A 23,474-nucleotide genomic window follows, 5' to 3' on the forward strand; every position below is an offset into this window, starting at 1 on the left:
CTGCCACCATCATCGCGCTCCCCCCCGCCACAGCCTCTAAACGATCAGAGGCTGTAGTACATGTCGAATTCGACCGGGTGCGTGGTCATGCGCAGACGATTCACATCGGCCATCTTCAGGTCGATGTAGGCGTTGAGCATGTCGTTGCTGAACACGCCGCCACGGGTCAGGAATTCGCGGTCCGCGTCCAGGGCTTCCAGCGCTTGTTCCAGCGAGGAGCACACGGTCGGGATCTTTGCGTCTTCTTCCGGCGGCAGGTCGTACAGGTTCTTGTCGGCCGGGTCGCCCGGGTGGATCTTGTTCTGGACGCCGTCCAGGCCGGCCATCATCAGGGCCGAGAAAGCCAGGTACGGGTTGGCCAGGGGGTCCGGGAAACGCGCTTCGACGCGGCGGCCCTTCGGGTTGCCGACGTAGGGGATGCGGATCGAGGCCGAACGGTTGCGGGCCGAGTAGGCCAGCTTGACCGGGGCTTCGTAGTGCGGGACCAGACGCTTGTACGAATTCGTGCCCGGGTTCGTGATGGCGTTCAGGGCACGGGCGTGCTTGATGATGCCGCCGATATAGTACAGCGCGAATTCCGACAGGCCGGCGTAGCCGTTGCCCGCGAACAGGTTCTGGCCATCCTTCCAGATGGATTGGTGCACGTGCATGCCGGAACCGTTGTCGCCAACGATGGGCTTGGGCATGAACGTCGCGGTCTTGCCGTAGGCGTGGGCCACGTTGTGCACGACGTACTTGACGATCTGCGTCCAGTCGGCGCGCTGGACCAGCGTGCTGAACTTGGTGCCGATTTCCAGCTGGCCGGCGCCGGCCACTTCATGGTGGTGCACTTCGACCGGCACGCCCATCTGTTCCATCAGCAGGCACATTTCCGAACGCATGTCCTGGAACGAATCGACCGGGGGAACGGGGAAGTAGCCGCCCTTGACCAGGGGACGATGGCCGGTGTTGCCGCCTTCGAATTCCTGGCCGCTGGACCACGAGGCTTCTTCGGACTTGATCTTGACGAACGTGCCCGACATGTCGGTGTTCCAGGTCACGCCGTCGAACACGAAGAATTCGGGCTCCGGACCGAAGTAGGCGGTGTCGCCCAGGCCGGAGGACTTCAGGTAGGCTTCGGCGCGCTTGGCCAGCGAACGCGGATCGCGGTCATAGCCCTTCAGGTCCGACGGCTCGACGACGTCGCACGACAGGATCAGGGTCGGCTCTTCGCGGAACGGATCCAGGTTGCCGGTCGAGCAATCGGGGATGAGCAGCATGTCGGAAGCTTCGATGCCCTTCCAACCCGGGATCGACGAACCGTCGAAAGCCTGGCCGCTTTCCAGCTTGTCTTCGTCGATCTGGCTGGTGGGCACGGACACGTGGTGCTCACGGCCAACCGTATCGGTGAAGCGGAAATCCACGAATTTGACTTCGTTATCGGCGATCTGTTTCAGGACGTCTTTCGGGCTTGCCATGTCATCTCCATTAGATAAAAAGGTCGAGGGCTTTGCCTCTCGACTGGCATAAAAGAGGGAAGCAATAAGCGTGCCAGGTTTTACCCCCTGGAATCCCTGGGGAAGACCGCACGGTCATGAAAAAATGTAGCACCACTTTGGTGCAAATAGTGGGGCACGATTGCCCCGTTGTGGTGCATTTCCGCTACAGGAACATTTCCTGAAGGTCATTCAGGAACCGCCAACCCAAGGGCGTCGCCGCAAGGCGAGTCGGATCGCCATCCAGCAGGCCCCGTTTGGAGGCTGCCTCCAATTGGTGCGCAATCGCCGCAAGCGACAAACCGGTGCGCTCGTTGAACGCCGTGCTGGGTACGCCGTCCTTCAACCGCAGCGCGTTGAGCATGAATTCGAAAGGCAGCTCATCCGGGCCCACCTGGCGGCTTTCGGCCAGATGGCTGCCGTCGCGGGCCATCGCGGCCTGCATCCAGGAATCGGGGCTGCGCAGCCGCGCCTCGCGCACGATACGGTCATGGAATGACAGTTTGCCGTGCGCGCCCGGGCCGATGCCCAGGTAATCGCCGAACTCCCAGTAGTTCAGGTTGTGCCGGCAGCGCGCGCCAGGCCGGGCGTAGGCCGACACTTCGTAGCGGGCCAGGCCGGCCGCGGCCAGCTCGGACTCTACGGCGTCCTGCATGGCGGCGCTGGTGTCGTCGTCGGGGAGGTCTTCGGGCGGGAACTTGGCGAAGACGGTGTTGGGTTCCATCGTCAGGTGGTACAGCGACAAGTGCTCGGTGCCGAACGAGATGGCCTCGCGCAAGTCCGCCACACAGGCGTCCAGCGTCTGGCCGGGCAAGGCGAACATCATGTCCAGGTTCACACGCGAGACGGCGCGCTGGGCCATGCCGATGGCGGCCCGGGCCTGCTCGGCATCATGGATACGGCCCAGCTTCTTCAATTGGGCGTCGTCGAAACTCTGGATGCCCAGCGAAAAACGCGTGACGCCGCTGGCGGCGTAATCGCGGAAGCGGCTGGCCTCGGCGGTGCCGGGGTTGGCCTCCATGGTGATCTCGGCATCCGGCCAGACGTTCAGACAGGCGCGCAGCATGGCCAGCAATTCGTCCAGGCCGGCTGACGACAGCAGGCTGGGCGTGCCGCCGCCGATGAAAACGGAGACGACCTGACGGCCCCAGATGGACGGCAGCGCCTGTTCCAGGTCGCTGCGCAAGGCGTCCAGATAGGCGCGCTCGGGGATTTCGCCGGGCGCGGCGTGGGAATTGAAATCGCAATAAGGGCATTTGCGCACGCACCAAGGCACGTGCACATAGACAGACAGCGGCGGCAGGCTGGTCAGCGTGGCGCCGGCCGGCACAAGCCGGCGCCCGGGCGTGGCGCCCAGGTCGTTGCGGATGGGGATGGTGATGGACATGCGGTTTCCTGGAGCGGGCGCGGAGGCGCTCTCCTCAAGCGTGGCTGAGCTTGCTCAGCAGCTCGCGCAGCGCGCGGGCCCGGTGGCTGACCCGGTTCTTTTCCTCGGCGTCCAGCGTCGCGGCGGTCAGCCCCATATCGGGCAGATAGAAATGGGGATCGTAGCCAAAGCCGTTCGCGCCTTCAGGCTGGTCGATGATCTCGCCGTGCCACAGGCCTTCGCCGATGATCGGGCACGGGTCGTTCTCCGAGCGCACCAGCGCCAGCACGGCAACGTACCAGGCGCGGCGGTCGGCCTGGCCGGCCAGCTTTTGCGTCAGCAGCGCGTTGTTGGCCAGATCGGATTTTTCACCGCCGTGCATCTTGGCGTAGCGGGCCGAATAGACCCCCGGCGCCCCGTCCAGCGCGGCCACGCACAGGCCGGAATCGTCCGCCAACGCCGGCAGCCCCGTCAGGCGGCTGGCGTGGCGCGCCTTGGTCAGGGCGTTTTCGACGAAGGTGACGTGGGGCTCTTCGGCTTCGGGCACGCCCAGCTCGCCTTGGGGCACCAGTTCGATGCCCAGAGGAGCGAACAAGGCGGAAAACTCGCGCAACTTGCCGGCATTGTTGGACGCCAGCACGATGCGGCGCAGGGAATCGGGAATCTTGGGGGAAGTCATGGGGCAAATTGTATAGGCGATCGAATCGCGGCTTGATACGATGCCGCTCCGCCTGAAGATGACATGTCGAACCGTGTCGCAACAAGGCCGACATATTCGGTCGTCAACATACCGATCTTGTCACTGATCGTATCTGACCTAGCCGGCGATGACCCCCTTTCACGCTATGCCCCGGACGGCCGCGGTACCCGCGCCCCACACCACCCCGGGCGACGCGCCCGCTCCCGCCGGTTTGGCCGGCATCCTGCAGGAACGGCTGCTGCGGCCCCGCTACCAGCCCGTCGTCGACTTGTCGCATAGCCGCATCTACGGCCATGAAAGCCTGATCCGGGGCCCCGCCGACACCGCCTTGCACTTTCCCGACGCCCTGTTCGCCGAGGCGCGCCGCCAGGGACTGCATCCGCAGCTGGAACTGGCCAGCTTCCGGGCCGGCGCGCAAGGCTTTCAAGACAACGAGGCGGCCGGCAAGCTGTTCCTGAACCTGTCCGGGTCGGCGCTGATCCATTACTGGACCCTGTGGGGGGACGACATGCCGCTGCGCCTCTTGAAGGATTGCACGCTGCCGCCGTCCAGCATCATCGTCGAACTCACCGAGCAAGACCCGCTGTCGGACCACATGGGCGAACTCGGCAGCGCGTTCGCGTGCCTGCGCGAACGCGGCATGCGCATTGCGCTGGACGATTACGGCGTAGGCAATTCGAACCTGCAGCTATGGTCCGAAATGCAGCCCGACCTGGTCAAGATCGACCGCTATTTCTTCGACGGCATCGGCCAAAGCGACCGGAAGCAAAACATGGTGCGGGCCATCCTGAAGGTGGCGCAGCACCTGGGCACGGCCATCGTCGCCGAGGGCATCGAAACCGCGGAAGACCTGGCCGTGGTGCGCGAACTGGACATCCGGTACGCGCAAGGCTGGTTCCTGGGCCGGCCCGAGGAAACCCTGCTGACCGAGCTGACCGCCCCGCTGCGCGATTCCTTGCGGGTGCGCAGCCCTGCCCCGCTGTCGCAGCGCGCCACCGGCGGCACCGCCGCCAGCCTGCGCGTGGAAGCGCCCGCCGCGCTGCTGAACATGCACACCAACGACGATGTGCACCGGCTGTTCATCGAGCACAAGAACATGCACGCCGTCGCGGTCGTCGACGGCGACAACCGCCCGGTGGGCATCATCAACCGGCGCGACTTCTCGGAACACTATGCGCAACGCTATACGCGCGAGCTGTTCGGCCGCGACGCCTGCTCCACCTTCATGAACGGCGAACCGGTGCTGGTGGACCTGAACGTCTCGATCGACCAGTTGAGCCATGTGCTGATCTCCGAAGACCAGCGCTACCTGATGGATGGCTTGATCATTACGCGGGACGGCCGCTACGACGGACTGGCCACCGGCGAAACCCTGGTGCGTTCGGTGACCGAGATGCGGATCGAAGCGGCGCGCTACGCCAACCCGCTGACGTCCCTGCCCGGCAACATCCCCATCAGCCGGCACATCGCCACCCTGCTGGAAGATGCCGCCGACTTCACGATCTGCTACGGCGACCTCAACAACTTCAAGCCATTCAACGACGTATACGGCTATTGGCGCGGCGACGACATGATCATGCTGACCGCCGAAGTCGTCAAACGCCATTGCGACCCGCTGCGCGACTTCGTGGGGCACGTGGGCGGCGACGACTTCGTGGTGCTGTTCCGCAGCCTGGACTGGATGCAGCGGGTGCAGCGCATCATCGCCGAGTTCAATGAACAGGCCATCGACCTGTACGACGACCAGGGCCGCGATAACGGGGGCATCGAAGCCGAAGACCGTTATGGCGTGCCGCGCTTCTTCCCTTTCGTGACGCTGGGCGTGGGCGCCCTCACCGTCACCCCGTCCTTATGCGAGCGCATCCGCCCGGAGGACATCGCGTCGGCTGCCGCCCATGTCAAGCACAAGGTCAAGCATGGGAACCTGTCGCTGGTGATCGAACGCTACACCGGCGGCGCCCTGCCCCAACTGGCCGACTAGCTGGCCGGCCGAGGCCTGCACGGCGGCGGCGTTCTGCGCCGCCTGGGCGATCTGGAATACCGCTACCGCACGGCGCAGGCCTTGCGCCTGGATCTCCAGCGCGGCGGCGGCCGCCGCGGTCTGTTCCACCATCGCCGCGTTCTCTTGCGTGGACCGCTCGATATCGGCCACCGCGTCGTTCACCGACGCGATGCCCACGGCCTGCTCGGCCGTGGCGCTGGAGATTTCAGCCACGATCTGCGTCACCCGGTCGACCGACAGCACCATGTCGCGCATGGTGTCGCCCGCCAGGTTCACCTGGCGCACGCCCGCCTCGACCCGCGACGCCGAATCCTCGATCAGGCCCTTGATCTCGCGGGCGGCCTGCGCGCTGCGCTGGGCCAGCGAACGCACTTCGCCCGCCACGACGGCGAAACCCTTGCCCTGCTCGCCAGCCCGCGCCGCCTCCACTGCGGCGTTGAGCGCCAGGATGTTCGTCTGGAAGGCGATGCTGTCCACCACGCCGACGATTTCGCCGATGCGGCGCGCGCTGTCGGCAATGCCCTGCATGCTTTGCACGACCTTGTCCACCGCTTGCCCGCCGCGCTGCGCCAGCCGGGTGGCGCTTTCCGCCTGCCGGCTGGCCTGATCCGCGTTGCCGGCGGTCATCTGGACGGTATGCGCCAACTGGGTCATATTGGCCGCGGCCTCTTGCAGCGAACCCGCCTGCCGCGCCGTGCGGTCGGACATGTCCGCCCCGCCTGCGGCGATCTCGCCCGATCCGGTGTGGATTTCCTCGACGCCTTGGCGCACCGAGGCCACGGCGGCCGACAAGCCGGTCTGCATGCGGCGCATGGCCGAATACAGCACGCCGATTTCGTTGTCGCCCCGCATGGCGATCGCGCCCGTCAGGTCGCCGTCGGCGATGCGGTCGAAGTGCGCGCCGGCCTCGTTCAGCGGCCGCAGGATGCTGCGGCGGAACGCCAGCCGGATCAGCCCGGCCAGCAACAGCACGACGCCCAGCACGCCGGCCGCGACCAGGATCACCCGTTCCAGCGTCTGGCTGGCGCCGGCCACCGCGGCCTGCCCCTGCTGGCGCGAATAGGTCTGATAGGCATCGGCCTGCTTGACGTAAGCCGCGCCGCTGGCGGGCAGCACCTTGTCGACCAGCCGGTTGACTTCGATGCCGTTCCAGCCCTGGATCGCCTTCTGCATGGGCACAAGCGTCTGCTCGGCGAACCCGGAGTAGGCCTTCAGCACCTGTTCGAACAGCGGACCGCCTTCCGTGCTGGCATCGGGGTTGGCGCGCAGGCGCGCCAGGCTGGCGCCGGCCTGCTTGAGCAACGTGTCCGCCTGGGCCAGGGATTCGTCGCGGGCCGCTTCCAGCCCGCCTTCCATGCCCGTCTTGGCGTCGGTCAACGCCGCGCGCGCCTGAAACAGGCGGCTGGTCATGTCGGCCAGGTCGCTGGCCCGTTCGATGCTGCCGCGGCCCAAAGCCTCGATATCCGCCCGGTTGTCGCGCAGCACCGCGATGCCCGCTGCCGCCGCCGCCGCGAACAGCACCACAAACAACGCCAGAATGGCCGATACCGCCGTGGTGACCCTGAGATTTTTCCGCATATCCATCCGTATATAGCCTGGCGCCAGAGGCGCAGTGCATCGGATTATGGACATCCAGTTTGGCAATTTCTTGACACAACCTGGGCAGACGCATGACGAACGCCCGTCATGAAACTGCGCTTTTGCGAACAGGAACCCCGTATTAAGGAATTGTGAATTGGCAGCGCCCCGCCCTTGCGGCACATTCGATGCTGTACCGAACCATTTCCCTCCTTCCTACAGCAGCCCTATGCCTCACGCCTCCCACGATTACCAGGACATCCGCGAAGCCGTGCGCGATCTTTGCGCCCAATTCCCGGCCGAGTATTTCCGCAAGATCGACGAAGAACGCGGCTATCCCGATGACTTTGTCCGCGCGTTGACCGAAGCCGGCTGGCTGGCCGCGCTGATTCCGCAGGAATATGGGGGTTCAGGCCTGGGCTTGACCGAGGCGTCGGTCATCATGGAAGAAATCAACCGCAGCGGCGGCAACTCGGGCGCCTGCCACGGCCAGATGTACAACATGGGCACGCTGCTGCGCCACGGCTCCGAAGCCCAGAAGCGCGAATACCTGCCCCGCATCGCAGCGGGCGAACTGCGCCTGCAGTCCATGGGCGTCACCGAACCCACCACCGGCACCGACACCACCAAGATCAAGACCACCGCCGTGCGCCGTGGCGACCGCTACGTCATCAACGGCCAGAAAGTCTGGATCTCGCGCGTGCAGCATTCCGACCTGATGATCCTGCTGGCGCGCACCACGCCGCTGGACCAGGTCACCCGCAAGTCCGAGGGCATGTCGATCTTCCTGGTGGACCTGCATCACGCCGTCAAGCACGGCATGACGATCCGCCCGATCCCCAACATGGTCAACCACGAGACCAACGAGCTGTTCTTCGACAACCTGGAAATCCCCGTCGAAAACCTGATCGGCGAAGAAGGCAAAGGCTTCAAGTACATCCTGGACGGCCTGAACGCCGAACGCACCCTGATCGCCGCCGAGTGCATCGGCGACGGGTACTGGTTCGTGGACAAGGTCACCGCCTACGCCAAGGAGCGCATGGTGTTCGGCCGGCCCATCGGCCAGAACCAGGGCGTGCAGTTCCCGATCGCCCGCGCCCACATCAACGTGGAGGCCGCCAGCCTGATGCGCTACGAGGCCTGCCGGCTGTTCGACGCCCACCAGCCCTGCGGCGCCCAGGCCAACATGGCCAAGCTGCTGGCCGCCGACGCGTCCTGGGAAGCCGCCAACGCCTGCCTGCAGTTCCATGGCGGGTTCGGCTTCGCGAACGAGTACGACGTCGAGCGCAAATTCCGCGAGACGCGGCTGTATCAGGTGGCGCCCATCTCCACCAACCTGATCCTGTCCTACGTCGCCGAACACATCCTGGGCCTGCCCCGTTCCTTCTGATCCCACCACGCCCATGAACGCAGCCAAAGACACTCCCCACCTCAGCGCCGAGCTCGCGGCCTTCGCCGCCAACCTGCGCTACGAAGACATCCCGGCGCCGGTATTGCGCCGCGCCGAAGACCTGCTTCTGGATTGCCTGGCCTCGATCCTGGCCGGGGCCTCCGCCCGCGCCGTGCAGGCCATCGACCGCTATGCCGCCGCCATGGGCCCGGCGGACGGCCCCAGCGAAGTGCTGATCACGCGCCGCCGCACCTCGCCGATGTTCGCCGCCATGGTCAATGCAGCCGCGGCGCACGTGGTGGAACAGGACGACGTCCACAACGGTTCGGTGTTCCACCCCGCCGCCGTGGTCTTTCCGCCCGCGCTGGCCGTGGCGCAAGCGCTGGGCAGTTCGGGCCGCGACCTGCTGACGGCCGCCGTCGCGGGCTACGAAGTCGGCATCCGCGTCGGCGAATTTCTGGGCCGCTCGCATTACAAGATCTTCCACACCACCGGCACCGCAGGCACGCTGGCCGCCGCCGTCACCACCGGCCGCCTGCTCAAGCTGTCCCCGGAGCAGATGCTGCACGCGCTGGGTTCGGCCGGCACCCAGGCCGCCGGCCTGTGGGAATTCCTGCGCGACGCCGCCGACTCCAAGCAATTGCACACCGCCAAGGCGGCCGCCGACGGCATCACCGCCGCCTACCTGGCCCGCGAAGGCTTCACCGGCGCCCGCCACATCCTGGAAGGCCCGCAAGGCATGGCGGCCGGCATGTCCACCGACGCCGATCCCTCCAAACTCTGCGACCGTCTGGGCGAACGCTGGGCGCTGGCCGAAACCTCGTTCAAGTTCCACGCGTCCTGCCGCCATACGCACCCGGCCGCGGACGCGCTGCAGCAGGCGCTGCGCGACAACCAGCTTACGGAAGCGGATGTGGCGCGCGTCGTGGCCCACGTGCATCAGGGCGCCATCGATGTGCTGGGCCCGGTCGTCAATCCGCAGACCGTGCACCAGTCCAAGTTCTCGATGGGCACGGTGCTGGCGCTGATCGCGCGCAAGGGGCGCGCCGGGCTGGCCGAATTCGACGCCGGACTCGACGACCCGGCGGTGGCCGACTTCCGCGGCAAGGTAGAAATGGTGCTGGACGAGGAAGTCGACAGCGCCTATCCGCAACGCTGGATCGGCAAGGTCACCGTCACCACCCGCGACGGCCGCACGGTGCACGGCCGCGTGGACGAACCCAAAGGCGACCCGGGCAACACGCTAAGCCGCCCCGAAATCGAAGACAAGACGCTGAGCCTGGGACGCTACGCGGATGCCGCCACGGAGCCGGAGCTGCGCGCGCTGATCGGCACGATCTGGGCGCTGGAGGACGTGGCCAAAGTGGACGCCCTGCTGTCGCGCCAGGCGGCCTAGCTTCCGGCCTGTTCTGTACGCTCCATGCAAAACAGCCGCTTTTCAGCGGCTGTTTTTTCGTGGCGGGAAGGCCCCCGCGTCAGGCCAGCGCCGCGCGTTGCGCCCGCACCAGGCTGGCGATGCCGCCTTCGGCCAACACCAGCATCGTGTCCAGTTCGGCGCGTGTGAAGGTCGCGCCTTCGCCCGTGCCCTGCACTTCGACGAAGGCGCCGCTGCCCGTCATGATGACGTTCACGTCGGCATCGCAGGCCGAGTCTTCCTGATAGTCCAGGTCCAGCACCGAGCGGCCTTGCACCAGCCCGACCGACACCGCCGCGACGGCGTCGCGAATCGGGTTGACGGCCAGGTCGCCGCGCTTCATCAGCAAGGCCACGGCATCGGCCGCCGCCACCCAGGCACCGGTGATGCTGGCGCAACGCGTGCCGCCGTCGGCCTGCAGCACATCGCAATCCAGGTGCAGCGTGCGTTCGCCCAGGGCCTTCATGTCGAACACGGCGCGCAGGCTGCGGCCGATCAGGCGCTGGATTTCCTGCGTGCGGCCGCTTTGCTTGCCGCGAGCGGCTTCGCGGTCGCCGCGCGTGTGCGTGGCGCGCGGCAGCATGCCGTATTCCGCCGTGACCCAGCCTTCGCCCTTGCCTTTCAGGAACGGCGGCACCTTCTCCAGCACGCTGGCCGTGCACAGCACGTGGGTGTCGCCGGCTTTCACCAGCACCGACCCTTCGGCGTAGCGCGTAAAGCCGCGTTCCAGGGCGAACGGCCGCAGTTCGTCGACGGCGCGGCCGGACGGACGGGCGATGATGGGCGTAGTGGTCACAGGCAGACTCCAGACAGGAACGTTGATCCGCGGCATTGTACGGGCTGGGGCCGCAGGAAATCCCCGCTTGGAGTATCCTGCCGCGATATATCACCAGGAAACGCCCATCATGATCCGCAGCATGACCGCCTTCGGCAACGCCCGCGCAGACCTCGAGCAAGGTACGCTTGCCATCGAACTGCGTAGCGTCAACAGCCGCTTCCTCGACCTGTATTTCCGCCTGCCCGACGAACTGCGCCACGTCGAAACGCCGCTGCGCGAGCTGCTGACCGCCAATCTGGCGCGCGGCAAGGTCGAAATCCGGGTCTCGTTCACCCGCAACGCCAGCACCGACCTGTCCAAGCTGGACCCCGCCTGGCTGGAAAGCCTGGCCGAGCAGCTTCAGGCCGCCCGCCGCATCGTCCCCGACATCGCGCCGCCCCGCCTGGTGGAATTGTTCAACTGGCCCGGCCAGCGCGGCAACGACGCGCTTGACCCGCAAGTCTGGGGCGCCGCCTGCCTGCAGGCCGGTCAGCAGGCGCTGACGCAATTGCAGGAAGGCCGTGCCCGCGAAGGCGAACGCCTGGCCGGCATGATGCGCGAATGCGCGGACGGCGTGGCGCGCGTCGTCGACATCGTGCAGGCCCACCTGCCTCAATTGCTGTCCGACCACCGCGACAAGCTGGCGACCAAGCTGCGCGAAAGCGTGGAATCCGCCTTCCCCGGCGGCTTCACCCATATCTCCGGCGCCGAGCTGTCCGAACGCCTGTCGCAGGAAGCCAACCTGTTCGCGCTGCGCATCGACGTGGCGGAAGAGCTGTCGCGCCTGCGTTCGCACCTGGAAGAGCTGCGCCACCTGCTGACCGACGGCGGCGGCAAGTCCGCCTCCGGCAAGAAGAACGCAGGCAGCGCCGGCAAGCGCCTGGACTTCCTGTTCCAGGAAATGAACCGCGAAGCCAATACGCTGGGTTCCAAGGCGGGCAGCATGGAAGTCACCCGCGCCGCCATGGACTTGAAGCTGCTGATCGAGCAGATGCGCGAGCAAGCCCAGAACATCGAGTAATCACGCTACGCGCGGAAGCCGGCCCATGCAACGTGTCGTCATCATTGGCGGAGGCGCCGTGGGCAGCTCCGTTGCCTACTTCCTCAGCCGGGTGCCCGGCGCGTTCGATGTCACGGTGATTGAACGCGATCCGACCTACGCGCGGGCCTCATCCGCGTTGTCCGCCAGCTCGATCCGCCAGCAGTTCTCAAGCCCGGTCAATATCGGCATGTCGCAGGCCGGCATCGCGTTTCTTCGCGCACTGGGCACGACGCTGTACGTCGACGATCCCGCCCCCGACGTTGGCCTTACTGAACCCGGCTACCTGTATCTGGCCAGCCCGGCCGGCAGCGCCGCGCTGCGTGAAAACCACGCGACTCAGGTCGCGCACGGCGTGGACGTCGCCCTGCTGCAGCCCAACGAATTGGGCGCGCGTTTTCCCTGGCTGCATACCGCCGACCTGGCGCTGGGCTCGCTGGGCCTTTCCGGAGAAGGCTGGTTCGACGGCTATGGGCTGATGCAGGCGTTGCGCAAGAAGGCCATCGCGCAAGGCGTGCGCTACGTGCGCGGCGAGGCCGTGGGCCTGCTGCGAGACGGTGCCCGGATCAACGGCGTCTGGCTCGACCGGGGCGCGGCGCTGGCCTGCGACGCCGTCGTCAACGCGGCCGGCCCCTGGGCGGCGCGGGTGGCCCACTGGGCCGGCATCGACTTGCCGGTGCGTGCGCGGCGCCGCACGGTGTTCAGCTTCAGTTGCCCGCAAGACCTGCCGCGTTGCCCACTGCTGATCGACCCGTCGGGCATCTGGTTCCGTCCCGAAGGCGGAAGATTCCTGTGCGGCTTCGCGCCCGACCCGTCTGACGATGCGGACGACTTGCCGCTGGACGCGCAGCACGAGGCGTTCGATGCCCATGTGTGGCCGCTGCTGGCCCAGCGTGTGCCCGCGTTCGAGGCGGTGCGCGTCCAAAGCGCATGGGCCGGCTACTACGAGATGAACCTGTTCGACCAGAACGCCATCATCGGCGCCCATCCCGACTGCCCCAACCTGTACTTCGTCAACGGCTTCTCGGGGCACGGCTTGCAGCAGGCGCCCGCCGCTGGGCGCGGCATCGCGGAGCTGCTGGCCCACGGCGAATACCGCAGCCTGGACCTGTCGCCCCTGTCGTTCCAACGCATTCTGGACAACCGCCCGCTGCGGGAAAAGAACATCATCTGAGTGATGCCCGCCTCCCGCAGAGGGAGGCTTAGCGGACTTCGCCCGCCGCGGGTTCGCCGCGCAGGGCCGAATCCAGGTATTGGCTGCGGGCGCGCGCGTCCGGGAAGCGCATGTCGCGGTAATTGATGAACCGCGAGCCGCGCGCCAAGCGGTATCCCAGCCAGATCAAGAGGAAGAGCGGAATGCCCACATAGGTGGCCACCACACCGCCCCAGTCGATCCGGTCCTGCAGGAAGGCCTGATAGTTCTGGCCCAGCGTGATGACCAGGCACAGCACGAAGGCGAAGATCGGGCCGAACGGGAAGAACGGCGACACATACGGCAGATCGGCCAGATTGTGGCCCTGCTTCACGTAGCCGCGGCGGAAACGGTAGTGGCTGATGGCGATGCCCAGCCACGCGATGAAGCCCGTCATGCCCGACGTGTTCAGCAGCCAGATGTAGACCGCGTTCGGGCTGAAGATGAACGTGAAGAAGCACAGCGCCGCCACCACCGTCGTCGCCAGCAGCGCCCAGAGCGGCACGCCGTTGCGCGAGATGCGGCCGAAAATGCGCGGCGCCTTGCCTTCGCGGGCCAGGCTGTAGAGCATGCGGGTCGCCGCATACATGCCCGAGTTGCCCGCCGACAACACCGACGTCAGCACCACGGCGTTCATGACCGACGCCGCCCCCAGCAGGCCGGCGCGTTCGAAGATCAGCGCGAACGGGCTGACGCTGATGTCCTCGACCTCGTTGCGCAGCAGATGCGGATCGGTATAGGGGATCAACAGGCCGATCACCAGGATGGCCATGACGTAGAACAGGAGGATGCGCCAGAACACTTGACGCACCGCGCGCGGCAGATTGCGCGCCGGGTCTTTGGATTCGCCCGCGGCGATGCCGATCAGTTCAGTGCCCTGGAACGAAAAGCCCACCACCATCGCGACGCCGATCAGCGCCGCGAAGCCGCCGGCGAACGGCGCGTCGCCGACCGTCCAGTTGGCCACGCCGCCGGTTTCGCCGCCGCGGATGATGCCCAGCAGCATCATCACGCCCATGGCCACGAAGCCCAGCACGGCCACCACCTTGATCAGCGCGAACCAGAACTCGGCTTCGCCGAAGCCGCGCGCGGACATGGCGTTCAGGCCGAAGGTGATCGCCAGGAACAACGCGCTCCAGTAGAAGCCGGGCACATCGGGAAACCAGTACGCCATGACAAGCTGCGCGGCCACCAGGTCCACCGCGACGGTGACCGCCCAGTTGTACCAGTAGTTCCACCCCAGCGCGAAGCCGAATCCGTCTTCGACGTAGCGGGCGCCATAGGTGGAGAACGAGCCCGACACCGGCATTGCGGCGGCCAGTTCACCCAGGCTGGTCATCAGGAAATAGACCATCACCCCGATCAGCACATACCCCAGCAGCGCGCCGCCGGGACCGGCTTTGGCAATCGTCGCCCCCGAGGCCACGAACAGGCCGGTCCCGATGGACCCGCCTACCGCGATCATGGTCAGGTGGCGCGCGGACAGGGTGCGACGCAGCTCGGACGGTTGCCCCGCCTTCGCTTCGCGCGTGCCGCCTGCGCGGCGTTCATCGTGTTCCGATGGTGCCAAAATGCTTTTCCTTCACGTCGTGAAGGCACCCGTGTCATGCGCTGCGGATGCCTTGGGATTACCGGGCAACGCGCGAGGATAGCGCAAACCGCCCTGCGGCGAAAAATCGCGGGGCGTCGGGGACGGATCCAGCTACTGGAAAGCGGTTTCCATGAAGGTGCGCAATTTGCGCGAATGCAGCCGCTCCGGCGGCATGCCGCGCAAGCGCTCCAGCGCCCGGATGCCGATCTCCAGATGCTGGTTGACCTGGCGGCGATAGAACACGCTGGCCATGCCGGGCAGCTTCAGTTCGCCGTGCAGGGGCTTGTCGGACACGCACAGCAGCGTGCCATAGGGCACGCGGAAGCGGAACCCGTTGGCAGCGATGGTGGCCGACTCCATGTCCAGCGCGATCGCCCGAGACTGCGCGAAGCGCTCGACCAGCTCTACGTGGTCGCGCAGTTCCCAGTTGCGGTTGTCGATAGTGGCGACCGTGCCAGTGCGCATGATGCGCTTCAGGTCCCAGCCGGACAGGCCCGCCACTTCTTCCACCGCCTGCTCCAGCGCCACCTGGACTTCGGCCAGCGCCGGAACGGGCACCCAGGTGGGCAGGTCGGCGTCCAGGACGTGGTCTTCGCGCACATAACCGTGCGCCAGCACGTAGTCGCCCAGCCGTTGCGAATCCCGCAGGCCGGCGCAGTGGCCCAGCATCAGCCAGGCATGCGGGCGCAGCACGGCGATGTGGTCGGTGATGGTCTTGGCGTTGGACGGGCCCACGCCGATGTTCACCAGCGTGATGCCCGAGTGGTCGCCACGCACCAGATGGTAGGCGGGCATCTGCGGCAAACGGGCGATCTGCCCTTCGTCGCCCGGCCCGTTTTCGCCGCGGCGCGTAATCCGGTTGCCGGGCTCGACCAGCATTTCGTAGTCTTCGTTGCCGCTGGCCATCAGCGCACGGGCGCGGGCGCAGAACTCGTCTACATAAAACTGGTAATTGGTGAACAGCACGAAGTTCTGGAAATGCGCCGGCGCGGTCGCGGTGTAGTGCTGCAGCCGGTGCAGCGAATAGTCGACGCGCTGGGCGGTGAACGGCGCCAGCGGCTTGGGTTCGCCTTCCTTGCCGCGCCAGGAGCCGTTGACGATCGCGTCGTCGGTCACGGCCAGGTCCGGCACGTCGAACAGGTCGCGCAAGGGGCGCTTCAGGGCCTCCAGGTGCTCGCCTTCGACATAGGCGCCTTCGGGAAACGCGAAGTGCAGCGGAATGGGGGAATCGGATTCGCCAACTTCCACCGCCACGCGGTGGTTCTGCAGCAGTTGGCCGACCTGCTCGATCAGGTAGTCGCGGAACAGTTCGGGTTGCGTGACGGTCGTCTGGTAGATGCCCGGCTCGGCCACGTGGCCGTAGGACAGGCGCGTGTCGATCGGGTCGTAGGTCTCAACCACGATCCGGATCGCCGGGTAGTAGGCGCGGGCGCGTTCTCGGCCGTTGCCGGTGCCGTTCAGGACCTCGCGGAACGCGGCGCGCAGGAATGCCGTGTTGCGCGCATAGATCTCGGCCAGCCGGTCCACCGCCGCCTGGGCATCCAGGAAAGGTTCAAAGGGCATGGCGTCAGGCCGGTTCATCGACGACAAAGGGTGGACTGCATTCATCATTGAGCTTTACTCCGCTTTCTTGTCTGCCGATTATGCCCGAGCGCGCCGCAGATGAAGCGTCATATTCCGGCACGCCTGCGCGGCCCGGCCATCGCCAATGATATAGAAACAATATATCATTCCGTTTTTGGCCGTTTTCCCCGTTCTCCATGCCGCTCCTGCCAGGCCTCCGCCACGCCACTCAGCCGCTGTTCGCGCGCTGGGCCGTGCTTGCCTGGCTGACCGCCAGCCTGCTGCTGGCGCCGATGGGCAGCCTGCGCCACGCCTTGACGCATCTGGGCGAGGCCCCCGCCGCCAGCCAGGACGACGCCCACGCGCACGAAAAGCTGGGGCACTGCGACCTTTGCCAGCTGTGGGACGTGCTGGACGCGACGCTTCCGTCGTCGTTCGCGTGGATGAGCGGACACGCCGTCCATGCGGCGCCTGTCGCCCACTTGCCCGCGGGCGCCGCCACCATCGGCGGCACCTGGTTCCAAACCCGCGCCCCGCCGATCCAGGCCTGAAATCCGCCGTTTTTGCCGCTTTTTCCGGCGGCGTCCGATTTCATTCGCCAGCCTTGTCGCCGGCCCCCTGGATTGCCCACCATGATTTTCCCGATCGTCCCCACCGGGGATCGTGCCCCGCTGCGCGTCTCTCGCGCCTCGGTCCAGCACGTCTTTGCCCTGCGCCCGCTGGCGCTGGCCTGCGCTTGCGCCCTGCCGCTTGCCCTGCCCTTTGCGCTACTCGGCGCCGCCCACGCGCAGAGCGCCCCCGACACCGCCACGCTGTCGCCTGTCGTCATCACCGCCAACCCGCTGGGCAGCGACGCGGTGGCGTCGCCCACCACCGTGCTCCAAGGCCAGGAACTGGACCTGCGGCGCGGCTCCAACCTGGGCGAAACGCTGAACGGACTGCCCGGCGTGTCCACCACCAGCTATGGCCCCATGGTCGGCCGCCCCATCATCCGCGGGCTGGACGGCGACCGCATCCGCTTGCTGAACAACGGCGTCGGCACGCTGGATGCCTCCTCGTTGTCGTTCGACCACGCTGTGCCGCAAGACCCGCTTTCCACCAACCGCGTGGAAATCCTGCGCGGCCCCGCCGCGCTGCTGTACGGCGGCAACGCCATTGGCGGCGTCGTCAACACGCTGGACAACCGCATCCCCACCGAACCCATCGACGGCATCCACGGCGACGTGGGCGGCAGCTACGGGGGCGCCAACAACGACCGCAACGGCGCCGTGCAGCTGGAGGGCGGCGACGGCGCCTTCGCCATCCATGCCGATGTCTTCGGCCGCAAGACCGGCACCCTTCGGATCCCCGGCTATGCGCGCACCGCCACGCAGCGCGCTGCGGACGGCCCGGACGCCGACCAGCCCCGCGGCCGGCTGCCCAACAGCGACGGCGAAGCCAGCGGCGGCGCGCTGGGCATGTCCTGGACCGGCGAACACGGCTATGCCGGTCTGTCCTACAGCGGCTACGACGCCAACTACGGCTCGGTCGCCGAAGCCGACGTGCGCATCAAGATGCACCAGGAACGCTTCGGTTTCGCGAGCGAACTGCGTGACCTGACGGGCCCGTTCCAGAGCATCAAGCTGAATTTCGCCTACACCGACTACCAGCACAAGGAAATCGAAGACGGCGAGACCGGCACGGTATTCAAGAACCGCGGCTATGAGGCGCGCATCGAGGCGCGGCACGCGGACATCGGCCCGCTGCATGGCGTGGTCGGGCTGCAACTGGGGCAGACGCGTTTTTCAGCGCTGGGCGACGAAGCGCTGGTCCCCACCACCGACACCGATTCCGCCGCGCTCTTCGCCCTGGAGGAATGGAACCTGAATGAACGCCTGACGCTGTCGGCGGGCGCCCGCATGGACTACACGCGGCTAAGCCCGAACGCAGGCGGCAATGACCGGTTCGACGATTCAGCCCGCCGCAGCGTCACGGCCGGCAGTTTCTCGCTGGGCGGCATCTACCAGCTGACCCGGGTCTGGTCGTTGGCGGCCAACGGCGCCTACACCGAACGCGCGCCCACCTTCTACGAGCTCTACGCCAACGGCCCCCACGCCGCCACCGGCCAGTATCTGGTCGGCGACCAGAATCTGGGCAAAGAGCGCGCATGGTCAGGCGATCTGTCGCTGCGCTACAAGGACGGCAATGACCATGGCAGCGTAGGCGTCTTCTACAGCAGCTTTGCCAACTACCTGGCGGAAACGAATACCGGGCGCTACCGCAATGACGACGGCGACCTCGTGGCCGCTGGCGACGAGGGCGCCCTGCCCGAGGCCCGTTACCAGGGCGTCCCGGCGCGCCTGTACGGCCTGGAGGCCGAGAACGTGACCCGGATCCTGCAGCGCGACGGCCACGCGTTGGACTTGGGCCTTTCGGGCGACTACACGATCTCGCGCAACCGCGACACCGGACGGTCCCTGCCCCGCATTCCGCCGCTGCGCCTGCGCGTGGCACTGGATTACGGCTATGGCCCCTACAGCGCGGGCGTCAGCGTCTCCAAAGCGTTCGCCCAGCACGATCATCCGGCCAACGACACCTCTACGGCCGGTTACTACAGCCTGGACGCGAATGCCGGCTACCGCTTCAAGGCAACCGGGGTGCAGTGGCAGGCGTATGTGCGCGGCATCAACCTGACCAACCAGGACATCCGCTACGCGACCTCGGTACTGCGGGATGTCGCGCCTGAAGGCGGGCGCGCGGTGATGGTCGGCTTGCGCGGCAGCTTCTGACGGGTCGATCCGCCACCGCCGTTACGTTTCGCCCCGGGGGGCGCGTAACGGCGGCGGCGGAATAATGCTGCATTGCACTACAAATGTAATGAAACTTTATTCCATTATAATTTGCGAGCATCCAGGGCGTGCGCGCGCTGGATGCGCCCTTTCCGCCGGCTTGCCCCCTCAGGGCAAAGCCATGCCGCCCACTCCGATTTTTGAAGTGACGTAATGACTCCGCCCACGCGAAAAGTCCGAATTGCCAATTTCAGCATTCCCGTTTTCCTGTCAGCCCCGCTTCTGGCCCTGACCCTCTCCTGGATCCCCGGCGCCGCCCAGGCGTCCATTCCCTCCGAACAAGCCCGCCCGTCGCTCAGCGGCCTGCGCCTGGCGCAAGAGCCCACCGTTCCCACTCTGCGTGAACGCGTCGTGCAAGCAGGCCTGGACGCCATCGGCACCCCCTACAGCTGGGGCGGCGACGACGCCGAAGGCTTCGATTGCAGCGGACTGGTCCTGTACGTGTTCCGCGAAATCGCCGGGCTCGAACTGCCCCGTACGGCCCGCGCACAGCGGACCTCGGGCGAAACCGTGTCCAACAAGAAAGAGCTGCGCCCGGGCGACCTCGTGTTCTTCGCCACGCGCGGACGCGGCGTGACCTCGCACGTCGGGATCTACATCGGCCAAAACAAGTTCGTCCACGCGCCGCGCCGCGGCACCAAGGTGCGTGTCGATGAAATGAAGAATCCCTACTGGACCAAGCGCTACGTCGGCGCGCGGCGCTACCTGGATACGACGCAGGGCCAAATGCTGGCCCAAGCGTCCCGGTAACGGCCGTACCGGCAAGTCCAGGCGGAAAAAAGGCGCCTGCCGGGGCGCCTTTCTTGGGGAAACTTGCAGAGCCTGCCGCGGGAACCTCCCGCCGCAGGCCGTTCGTGCGTTCAGCCTCGGCCGACGAACGGCATGTTGGTGGCCATGATGGTCATGAACTGCACGTTGGCGTCCAGCGGCAGGCGCGCCATGGCGGCAACCGCCTGCGCCACGTGCGCTACATCCATGCGCGGCTCGACCTTGGTGCTGCCGTCCGCCTGCAGGATGCCGGCCGCCATGCGTTCCGTCATGTCGGTAGCCGCATTGCCGATGTCGATCTGGCCGCAGGCGATGCTGTAGGCCCGGCAATCCAGCGAAATCGACTTCGTCAGACCCGTCACCGCATGCTTGGTCGCGGTGTAGGCGATGGAGAACGGACGCGGCGCATGCGATGAAATCGATCCGTTGTTGATGATGCGACCGCCTTGCGGCGTTTGCGCCTTCATGATGCGGATTGCGGCCTGCGCGCACAGGAACATGCCGGTCAGGTTGGTGTCGACGACTTCGCGCCACACCGCCACCGGCAACTCTTCGATGGGCATCGCCGGCGCGCCGCGGCCCGCATTGTTGAACAGCACGTCCAGCCGGCCATACTCGCGTTGCGCGGTATCGAACAGGTCGCGCACGGCGTTCTCATCGGTCACGTCCGTCGGCACCACCAGCGCGCGCACGCCATCTTCTCCGGCGGCGGTGCGGGTCGCTTCCAGCGGCTCGCGGCGGCGGCCGGCCAACACCACGCGATAGCCCTGGGCCAGGAATTCCAGCGCCACGGCGCGTCCAATTCCTGTGCCGGCACCGGTCACCAAGGCCACGCGGGGCGGTTCGATCTCGTTCGTGTGCATCGGATTCTCCTTGTTATCGATCGGCGAGATGCTACCCGAATCAATCCCCCGATGCTGCAAGCAAAGTTAGCAGCCGCGACACACTTTCAGGTCGCGTCGCGCAAGCAAAAGAAACCCGCATGCGCATGCTCAAGCCAACGATTTCGCGTTGATCTGTCACAAGTCTTTATATAATTTATGGAAATTAGCTTATTACCCAAATTCCAATAACATTCGACGGAGCAGGCAACGATGGCCCCACGGTCCCTTTCCCGCGCGCTCACGCTTGGCGCATTGATCGCCACGGCGGCGGGCGCGCAAGCCGCGCCTGACGGCAAACAGATCAGCACCCAGGGGGCCAATGGCGCGCCCGCCTGTATCACCTGCCATGGCGCCCGCGGCGAGGGCAACCCCGCTGCGGGCTTTCCACAGCTGGCGGGCATCGGCGCCAAATATCTGGCGGAGCAACTGGAAGCGATGGCCAACGGGTCGCGCGTCAGCCCCGTCATGGCCGCGACGGCCAAAGCGCTGGACCCCGCGCAGCAGCAAGCCGTGGCCAACTACTACGCCAGCCTGCCTTCCCCCTTGAACGTGGATCGCCTCGCCGCCACCGCCCTGCATCCCGTCAAGCCGGCCGACACCGGGGCGTGGCTTGCCACGCGCGGCGCCTGGGACAAGAACGTGCCCGCCTGTAATCAATGCCACGGCCCCGGCGGCATCGGCGTGGGCGACAACTTCCCCGGACTGGCGGGCCAGCCTGCGGCATACATCGCCGGCCAATTGCGCGCGTGGCAGCAAGGCCAGCGTCCGCCCGGCCCGCTGGGCCTGATGCCTGCCGTCGCCACCCGTCTGACGGACGCCGACATCGACGCCGTATCCGCCTACTATGCCGGCCTGCCTAAAGCGGCCGACCTGCTTGCCTCGCAAGCCACCGCCGCCGAGGGGGCCAAGCAATGATCCGTCTTCCGCCTTTCCGCCTGGGCTTCGCCGCCGCCTGCCTGGCGCTCTCGGCCACCGCGCTGGCCGCCGATCCCCGCCCCGCCTTCACGCCGCCGTCGGCCGCATCCCTGCCCGACACCGAATTCGGCAAGATCGTGCGCCAGGGCGAACAGATCTTCCTGCACACGCCGCAGATGGCCGGCAAGTTCGTCGGCAACGACCTGAACTGCGCCAGCTGCCACCTGGACGCGGGCCGCCGCCCCGATTCGGCCCCCATGTGGGCGGCCTATGTGCTGTATCCCGCCTATCGGGCCAAGAACGAGCACGTCAACACGCTGGCCGAACGGCTGCAAGGCTGCTTCCGGTTCAGCATGAACGGCAAGGCGCCCGCCGCTGACGACCCGACGCTGACGGCGCTGCAAAGCTATATGTTCTGGCTGGCCAGCAAGGCGCCCACGGGCGTGGTGCTGGAGGGCCAGGGCTACCGCAAATTGCCGGTGCCGGCCCAAAAGGCCGACTACGTGCGCGGCGGCGAGGTCTACGCCCAGTACTGCGCGGTCTGCCACGGCGCGGACGGCCAGGGTCAGAAGAACGGCAAGCACTGGGTGTTTCCGGCCCTGTGGGGCGCCGATTCGTTCAACTGGGGCGCGGGCATGCACCAGATCGGCAACGCCGCCGGCTTCATCAAGGCCAATATGCCGCTGGGCCAGGCCGGCATGCTGAGCGACCAGGAAGCCTGGGACGTGGCCTATTTCATGAACGCGCACGAACGCCCGCAAGACCCGCGCTACGCCGGTTCCGTCGCAGCCACCCGGGCCAAGTACCACGATTCGGACGATTCGCTGTATGGCATCGAGGTCAACGGGCATTTGCTGGGCAGCGATTCCCCGGCGCCCGGCGGCAAGCTGATCCAGGCGGCGGCCAAGCCTGCCGGCTGATTGGCGATCAGCCGAAGCAAGCGGGTTCCGCCGCTTCGCCATCAAGAATCGCGCGGCCGGACAGCGGGTTTTCCCCCTGCCGCGCCGCGCGATTTGCTAGACTTCCGGTCTTAGCATCACACGCCGGTCATATTCATGCACGCCAACTCCGGAAACGTCTTCATGGTCGTCGCGCCCAGCGGCGCGGGCAAGTCCAGCCTGGTCAAGGCCTTGCTCCAGCAAGACCCTTCCATCGAACTTTCCATTTCCTGCACCACCCGCGCGCCCCGTCCGGGTGAAGAAGACGGCCGTGAATACCGCTTCGTGACGCCTGACGACTTCAAGCTCATGCGCGACGAGCAGAACCTGCTGGAATGGGCGGAAGTCCACGGCAATTTCTACGGCACGCCGCGCGACCGCATCGATAGCGCCACCCGCGAAGGCCGTGACGTCCTCTTGGAAATCGATTGGCAAGGCGCCCGCCAGGTCAAGCAGCGTTTCCCGGGCGCCATCGGCATTTTCGTGCTGCCGCCGTCGATCGAAGAACTCGAAAGCCGGCTCAAGGCGCGGGGCCAGGATGCGCCCCAGGTCATCGCGCGCCGCCTCATGGCCGCAGGCGGCGAAATCGCCCACGCGCCTGAATGCGAATATGTTATTATTAATCAAGAATTTAGCGTAGCCTTGTCGGAACTGATACAAATCGTCAGTGCCGCGCGGCTGCGCTTTTCGTCTCAGGCCGCCCGCCACGCCCAGTTGTTCTCGCAACTTGGCATTCCGGCCGAACACTGATCCGAACGCATTCTCCCTATCATCCATCAGCACCAGGTGTCCTAATGGCTCGCATTACCGTCGAAGACTGTCTGAATCAAATCCCCAACCGTTTCAAGCTCACGCTGGCCGCGACGTACCGCGCTCGCGAGTTGGCGCAAGGCCATGCCCCGCGCCTGGACAGCAAAGACAAGCCCACGGTCACTGCGCTGCGCGAAATCGCGGGCGGCCTAACCGGCGTGGAAATGCTGCGTAAAGTTCCCACCTGATACTCTCCGGGGGGCG

19 protein-coding genes and 1 pseudogene are annotated in these 23,474 nt (G+C 66.5%); 12 read left to right on the forward strand and 8 right to left on the reverse strand.

Annotated features, from left to right (window positions below; translation table 11 throughout):
- Nucleotides 1-44: 44 nt before the first annotated feature.
- From glnA to rdgB, 3 genes are all read right to left on the reverse strand, one after another.
- Nucleotides 45-1,457: a type I glutamate--ammonia ligase gene (glnA, locus tag A9973_RS08030; RefSeq protein WP_169269442.1), complete on the reverse strand. Its 1,413-nt coding sequence runs from the start codon at nt 1,455-1,457 to the stop codon at nt 45-47.
- Between the two features lie 184 nt (nt 1,458-1,641).
- On the reverse strand, nt 1,642-2,862 hold the full coding sequence (gene hemW / locus A9973_RS08035) for a radical SAM family heme chaperone HemW (RefSeq protein WP_183013257.1): 1,221 nt from the start codon (nt 2,860-2,862) through the stop codon (nt 1,642-1,644).
- 34 nt (nt 2,863-2,896) lie between these two features.
- Nucleotides 2,897-3,520, reverse strand: a complete 624-nt coding sequence (gene rdgB, locus A9973_RS08040) for an RdgB/HAM1 family non-canonical purine NTP pyrophosphatase (protein WP_183013258.1) — start codon at nt 3,518-3,520, stop codon at nt 2,897-2,899.
- 166 nt (nt 3,521-3,686) lie between these two features.
- Between rdgB and A9973_RS08045 the strand changes: the two genes are divergently transcribed.
- On the forward strand, nt 3,687-5,522 hold the full coding sequence (locus A9973_RS08045; RefSeq protein ID WP_183013259.1) for an EAL domain-containing protein: 1,836 nt from the start codon (nt 3,687-3,689) through the stop codon (nt 5,520-5,522).
- A gap of 165 nt (nt 5,523-5,687) precedes the next feature.
- Here A9973_RS08045 and A9973_RS08050 read toward each other — a convergent pair.
- Nucleotides 5,688-7,175: pseudogene (locus A9973_RS08050) on the reverse strand (methyl-accepting chemotaxis protein); the annotation flags it as partial.
- Nucleotides 7,176-7,350: 175 nt separating this feature from the next.
- On the opposite strand from A9973_RS08050, the gene A9973_RS08055 reads away from it, so the two are divergent.
- Both A9973_RS08055 and A9973_RS08060 read left to right on the forward strand, forming a co-directional pair.
- Nucleotides 7,351-8,511 (forward strand): acyl-CoA dehydrogenase family protein, encoded by a 1,161-nt coding sequence (locus A9973_RS08055; RefSeq protein WP_183013260.1) that lies wholly within the window; start codon nt 7,351-7,353, stop codon nt 8,509-8,511.
- 13 nt (nt 8,512-8,524) lie between these two features.
- The gene (locus tag A9973_RS08060; RefSeq protein ID WP_183013261.1) at nt 8,525-9,907 is read left to right on the forward strand and encodes an MmgE/PrpD family protein; all 1,383 of its coding nucleotides are present in this window, start codon (nt 8,525-8,527) and stop codon (nt 9,905-9,907) included.
- A 79-nt stretch (nt 9,908-9,986) separates the two neighbouring features.
- On the opposite strand, the gene rph is transcribed toward A9973_RS08060, so the two are convergent.
- Nucleotides 9,987-10,721, reverse strand: a complete 735-nt coding sequence (gene rph / locus A9973_RS08065; RefSeq protein ID WP_370539461.1) for a ribonuclease PH — start codon at nt 10,719-10,721, stop codon at nt 9,987-9,989.
- A 109-nt stretch (nt 10,722-10,830) separates the two neighbouring features.
- Here rph and A9973_RS08070 point away from each other — a divergent pair, with 109 nt between their 5' ends.
- The gene (locus A9973_RS08070) at nt 10,831-11,763 is read left to right on the forward strand and encodes a YicC/YloC family endoribonuclease (protein ID WP_183013262.1); all 933 of its coding nucleotides are present in this window, start codon (nt 10,831-10,833) and stop codon (nt 11,761-11,763) included.
- 25 nt (nt 11,764-11,788) lie between these two features.
- Nucleotides 11,789-12,955, forward strand: coding sequence for an FAD-binding oxidoreductase (locus A9973_RS08075; protein WP_183013263.1), 1,167 nt, complete (start codon nt 11,789-11,791; stop codon nt 12,953-12,955).
- Between the two features lie 28 nt (nt 12,956-12,983).
- Here A9973_RS08075 and A9973_RS08080 read toward each other — a convergent pair whose 3' ends face one another.
- Together A9973_RS08080 and A9973_RS08085 are read right to left on the reverse strand one after the other, a co-directional pair.
- A complete protein-coding gene (locus tag A9973_RS08080) occupies nt 12,984-14,543 on the reverse strand; it encodes an amino acid permease (protein WP_183013264.1) in 1,560 nt (519 codons plus the stop codon).
- A 132-nt stretch (nt 14,544-14,675) separates the two neighbouring features.
- The gene (locus tag A9973_RS08085; protein WP_370539462.1) at nt 14,676-16,175 is read right to left on the reverse strand and encodes an AMP nucleosidase; all 1,500 of its coding nucleotides are present in this window, start codon (nt 16,173-16,175) and stop codon (nt 14,676-14,678) included.
- A gap of 149 nt (nt 16,176-16,324) precedes the next feature.
- Between A9973_RS08085 and A9973_RS08090 the strand changes: the two genes are divergently transcribed.
- The 3 genes from A9973_RS08090 (at nt 16,325) to A9973_RS08100 (ending at nt 19,705) form a co-directional block, all read left to right on the forward strand.
- Nucleotides 16,325-16,678 (forward strand): hypothetical protein, encoded by a 354-nt coding sequence (locus A9973_RS08090; protein ID WP_183013265.1) that lies wholly within the window; start codon nt 16,325-16,327, stop codon nt 16,676-16,678.
- A gap of 81 nt (nt 16,679-16,759) precedes the next feature.
- Entirely contained in the window at nt 16,760-18,895 is a 2,136-nt protein-coding gene (locus tag A9973_RS08095; RefSeq protein WP_255469087.1) for a TonB-dependent receptor, read from the forward strand.
- Between the two features lie 213 nt (nt 18,896-19,108).
- Entirely contained in the window at nt 19,109-19,705 is a 597-nt protein-coding gene (locus A9973_RS08100) for a C40 family peptidase (protein ID WP_183013266.1), read from the forward strand.
- 110 nt (nt 19,706-19,815) lie between these two features.
- Here the strand turns inward: A9973_RS08100 and A9973_RS08105 are convergent, their stop codons facing one another.
- Nucleotides 19,816-20,586 carry an SDR family oxidoreductase gene (locus tag A9973_RS08105; RefSeq protein ID WP_183013267.1) on the reverse strand — a complete coding sequence of 257 codons (771 nt, stop codon included), beginning with the start codon at nt 20,584-20,586 and terminating at the stop codon, nt 19,816-19,818.
- 231 nt (nt 20,587-20,817) lie between these two features.
- Between A9973_RS08105 and A9973_RS08110 the strand changes: the two genes are divergently transcribed.
- The 4 genes from A9973_RS08110 (at nt 20,818) to rpoZ (ending at nt 23,458) form a co-directional block, all read left to right on the forward strand.
- Nucleotides 20,818-21,522 (forward strand): c-type cytochrome, encoded by a 705-nt coding sequence (locus tag A9973_RS08110; RefSeq protein WP_183013268.1) that lies wholly within the window; start codon nt 20,818-20,820, stop codon nt 21,520-21,522.
- Complete coding sequence (locus A9973_RS08115; protein ID WP_183013269.1) at nt 21,519-22,442, forward strand: c-type cytochrome; 924 nt, start codon at nt 21,519-21,521, stop codon at nt 22,440-22,442. The genes A9973_RS08110 and A9973_RS08115 overlap by 4 nt, the downstream gene beginning before the upstream one ends.
- A gap of 135 nt (nt 22,443-22,577) precedes the next feature.
- On the forward strand, nt 22,578-23,210 hold the full coding sequence (gmk, locus tag A9973_RS08120) for a guanylate kinase (protein ID WP_183013270.1): 633 nt from the start codon (nt 22,578-22,580) through the stop codon (nt 23,208-23,210).
- Between the two features lie 44 nt (nt 23,211-23,254).
- Nucleotides 23,255-23,458 carry a DNA-directed RNA polymerase subunit omega gene (rpoZ, locus tag A9973_RS08125; protein ID WP_006219679.1) on the forward strand — a complete coding sequence of 68 codons (204 nt, stop codon included), beginning with the start codon at nt 23,255-23,257 and terminating at the stop codon, nt 23,456-23,458.
- Nucleotides 23,459-23,474: the final 16 nt, after the last annotated feature.

The organism is Achromobacter sp. UMC46, assembly GCF_014170335.1.
Lineage (GTDB): Bacteria > Pseudomonadota > Gammaproteobacteria > Burkholderiales > Burkholderiaceae_B > Achromobacter.

Excerpts from the sequence above, each read along its gene's own strand:
- A9973_RS08110 (WP_183013268.1), top strand. The coding sequence starts at position 20,818 with ATGGCCCCACGGTCCCTTTCCCGCGCGCTCACGCTTGGCGCATTGATC.
- A9973_RS08100 (WP_183013266.1), top strand. The coding sequence starts at position 19,109 with ATGACTCCGCCCACGCGAAAAGTCCGAATTGCCAATTTCAGCATTCCC.
- A9973_RS08105 (WP_183013267.1), bottom strand. The coding sequence starts at position 20,586 with ATGCACACGAACGAGATCGAACCGCCCCGCGTGGCCTTGGTGACCGGT.
- A9973_RS08070 (WP_183013262.1), top strand. The coding sequence starts at position 10,831 with ATGATCCGCAGCATGACCGCCTTCGGCAACGCCCGCGCAGACCTCGAG.
- A9973_RS08095 (WP_255469087.1), top strand. The coding sequence starts at position 16,760 with ATGATTTTCCCGATCGTCCCCACCGGGGATCGTGCCCCGCTGCGCGTC.
- hemW (WP_183013257.1), bottom strand. The coding sequence starts at position 2,862 with ATGTCCATCACCATCCCCATCCGCAACGACCTGGGCGCCACGCCCGGG.
- A9973_RS08115 (WP_183013269.1), top strand. The coding sequence starts at position 21,519 with ATGATCCGTCTTCCGCCTTTCCGCCTGGGCTTCGCCGCCGCCTGCCTG.
- A9973_RS08055 (WP_183013260.1), top strand. The coding sequence starts at position 7,351 with ATGCCTCACGCCTCCCACGATTACCAGGACATCCGCGAAGCCGTGCGC.
- A9973_RS08085 (WP_370539462.1), bottom strand. The coding sequence starts at position 16,175 with ATGATGAATGCAGTCCACCCTTTGTCGTCGATGAACCGGCCTGACGCC.
- A9973_RS08090 (WP_183013265.1), top strand. The coding sequence starts at position 16,325 with ATGCCGCTCCTGCCAGGCCTCCGCCACGCCACTCAGCCGCTGTTCGCG.
- rdgB (WP_183013258.1), bottom strand. The coding sequence starts at position 3,520 with ATGACTTCCCCCAAGATTCCCGATTCCCTGCGCCGCATCGTGCTGGCG.
- gmk (WP_183013270.1), top strand. The coding sequence starts at position 22,578 with ATGCACGCCAACTCCGGAAACGTCTTCATGGTCGTCGCGCCCAGCGGC.
- A9973_RS08045 (WP_183013259.1), top strand. The coding sequence starts at position 3,687 with ATGCCCCGGACGGCCGCGGTACCCGCGCCCCACACCACCCCGGGCGAC.
- rpoZ (WP_006219679.1), top strand. The coding sequence starts at position 23,255 with ATGGCTCGCATTACCGTCGAAGACTGTCTGAATCAAATCCCCAACCGT.
- glnA (WP_169269442.1), bottom strand. The coding sequence starts at position 1,457 with ATGGCAAGCCCGAAAGACGTCCTGAAACAGATCGCCGATAACGAAGTC.
- A9973_RS08060 (WP_183013261.1), top strand. The coding sequence starts at position 8,525 with ATGAACGCAGCCAAAGACACTCCCCACCTCAGCGCCGAGCTCGCGGCC.
- A9973_RS08075 (WP_183013263.1), top strand. The coding sequence starts at position 11,789 with ATGCAACGTGTCGTCATCATTGGCGGAGGCGCCGTGGGCAGCTCCGTT.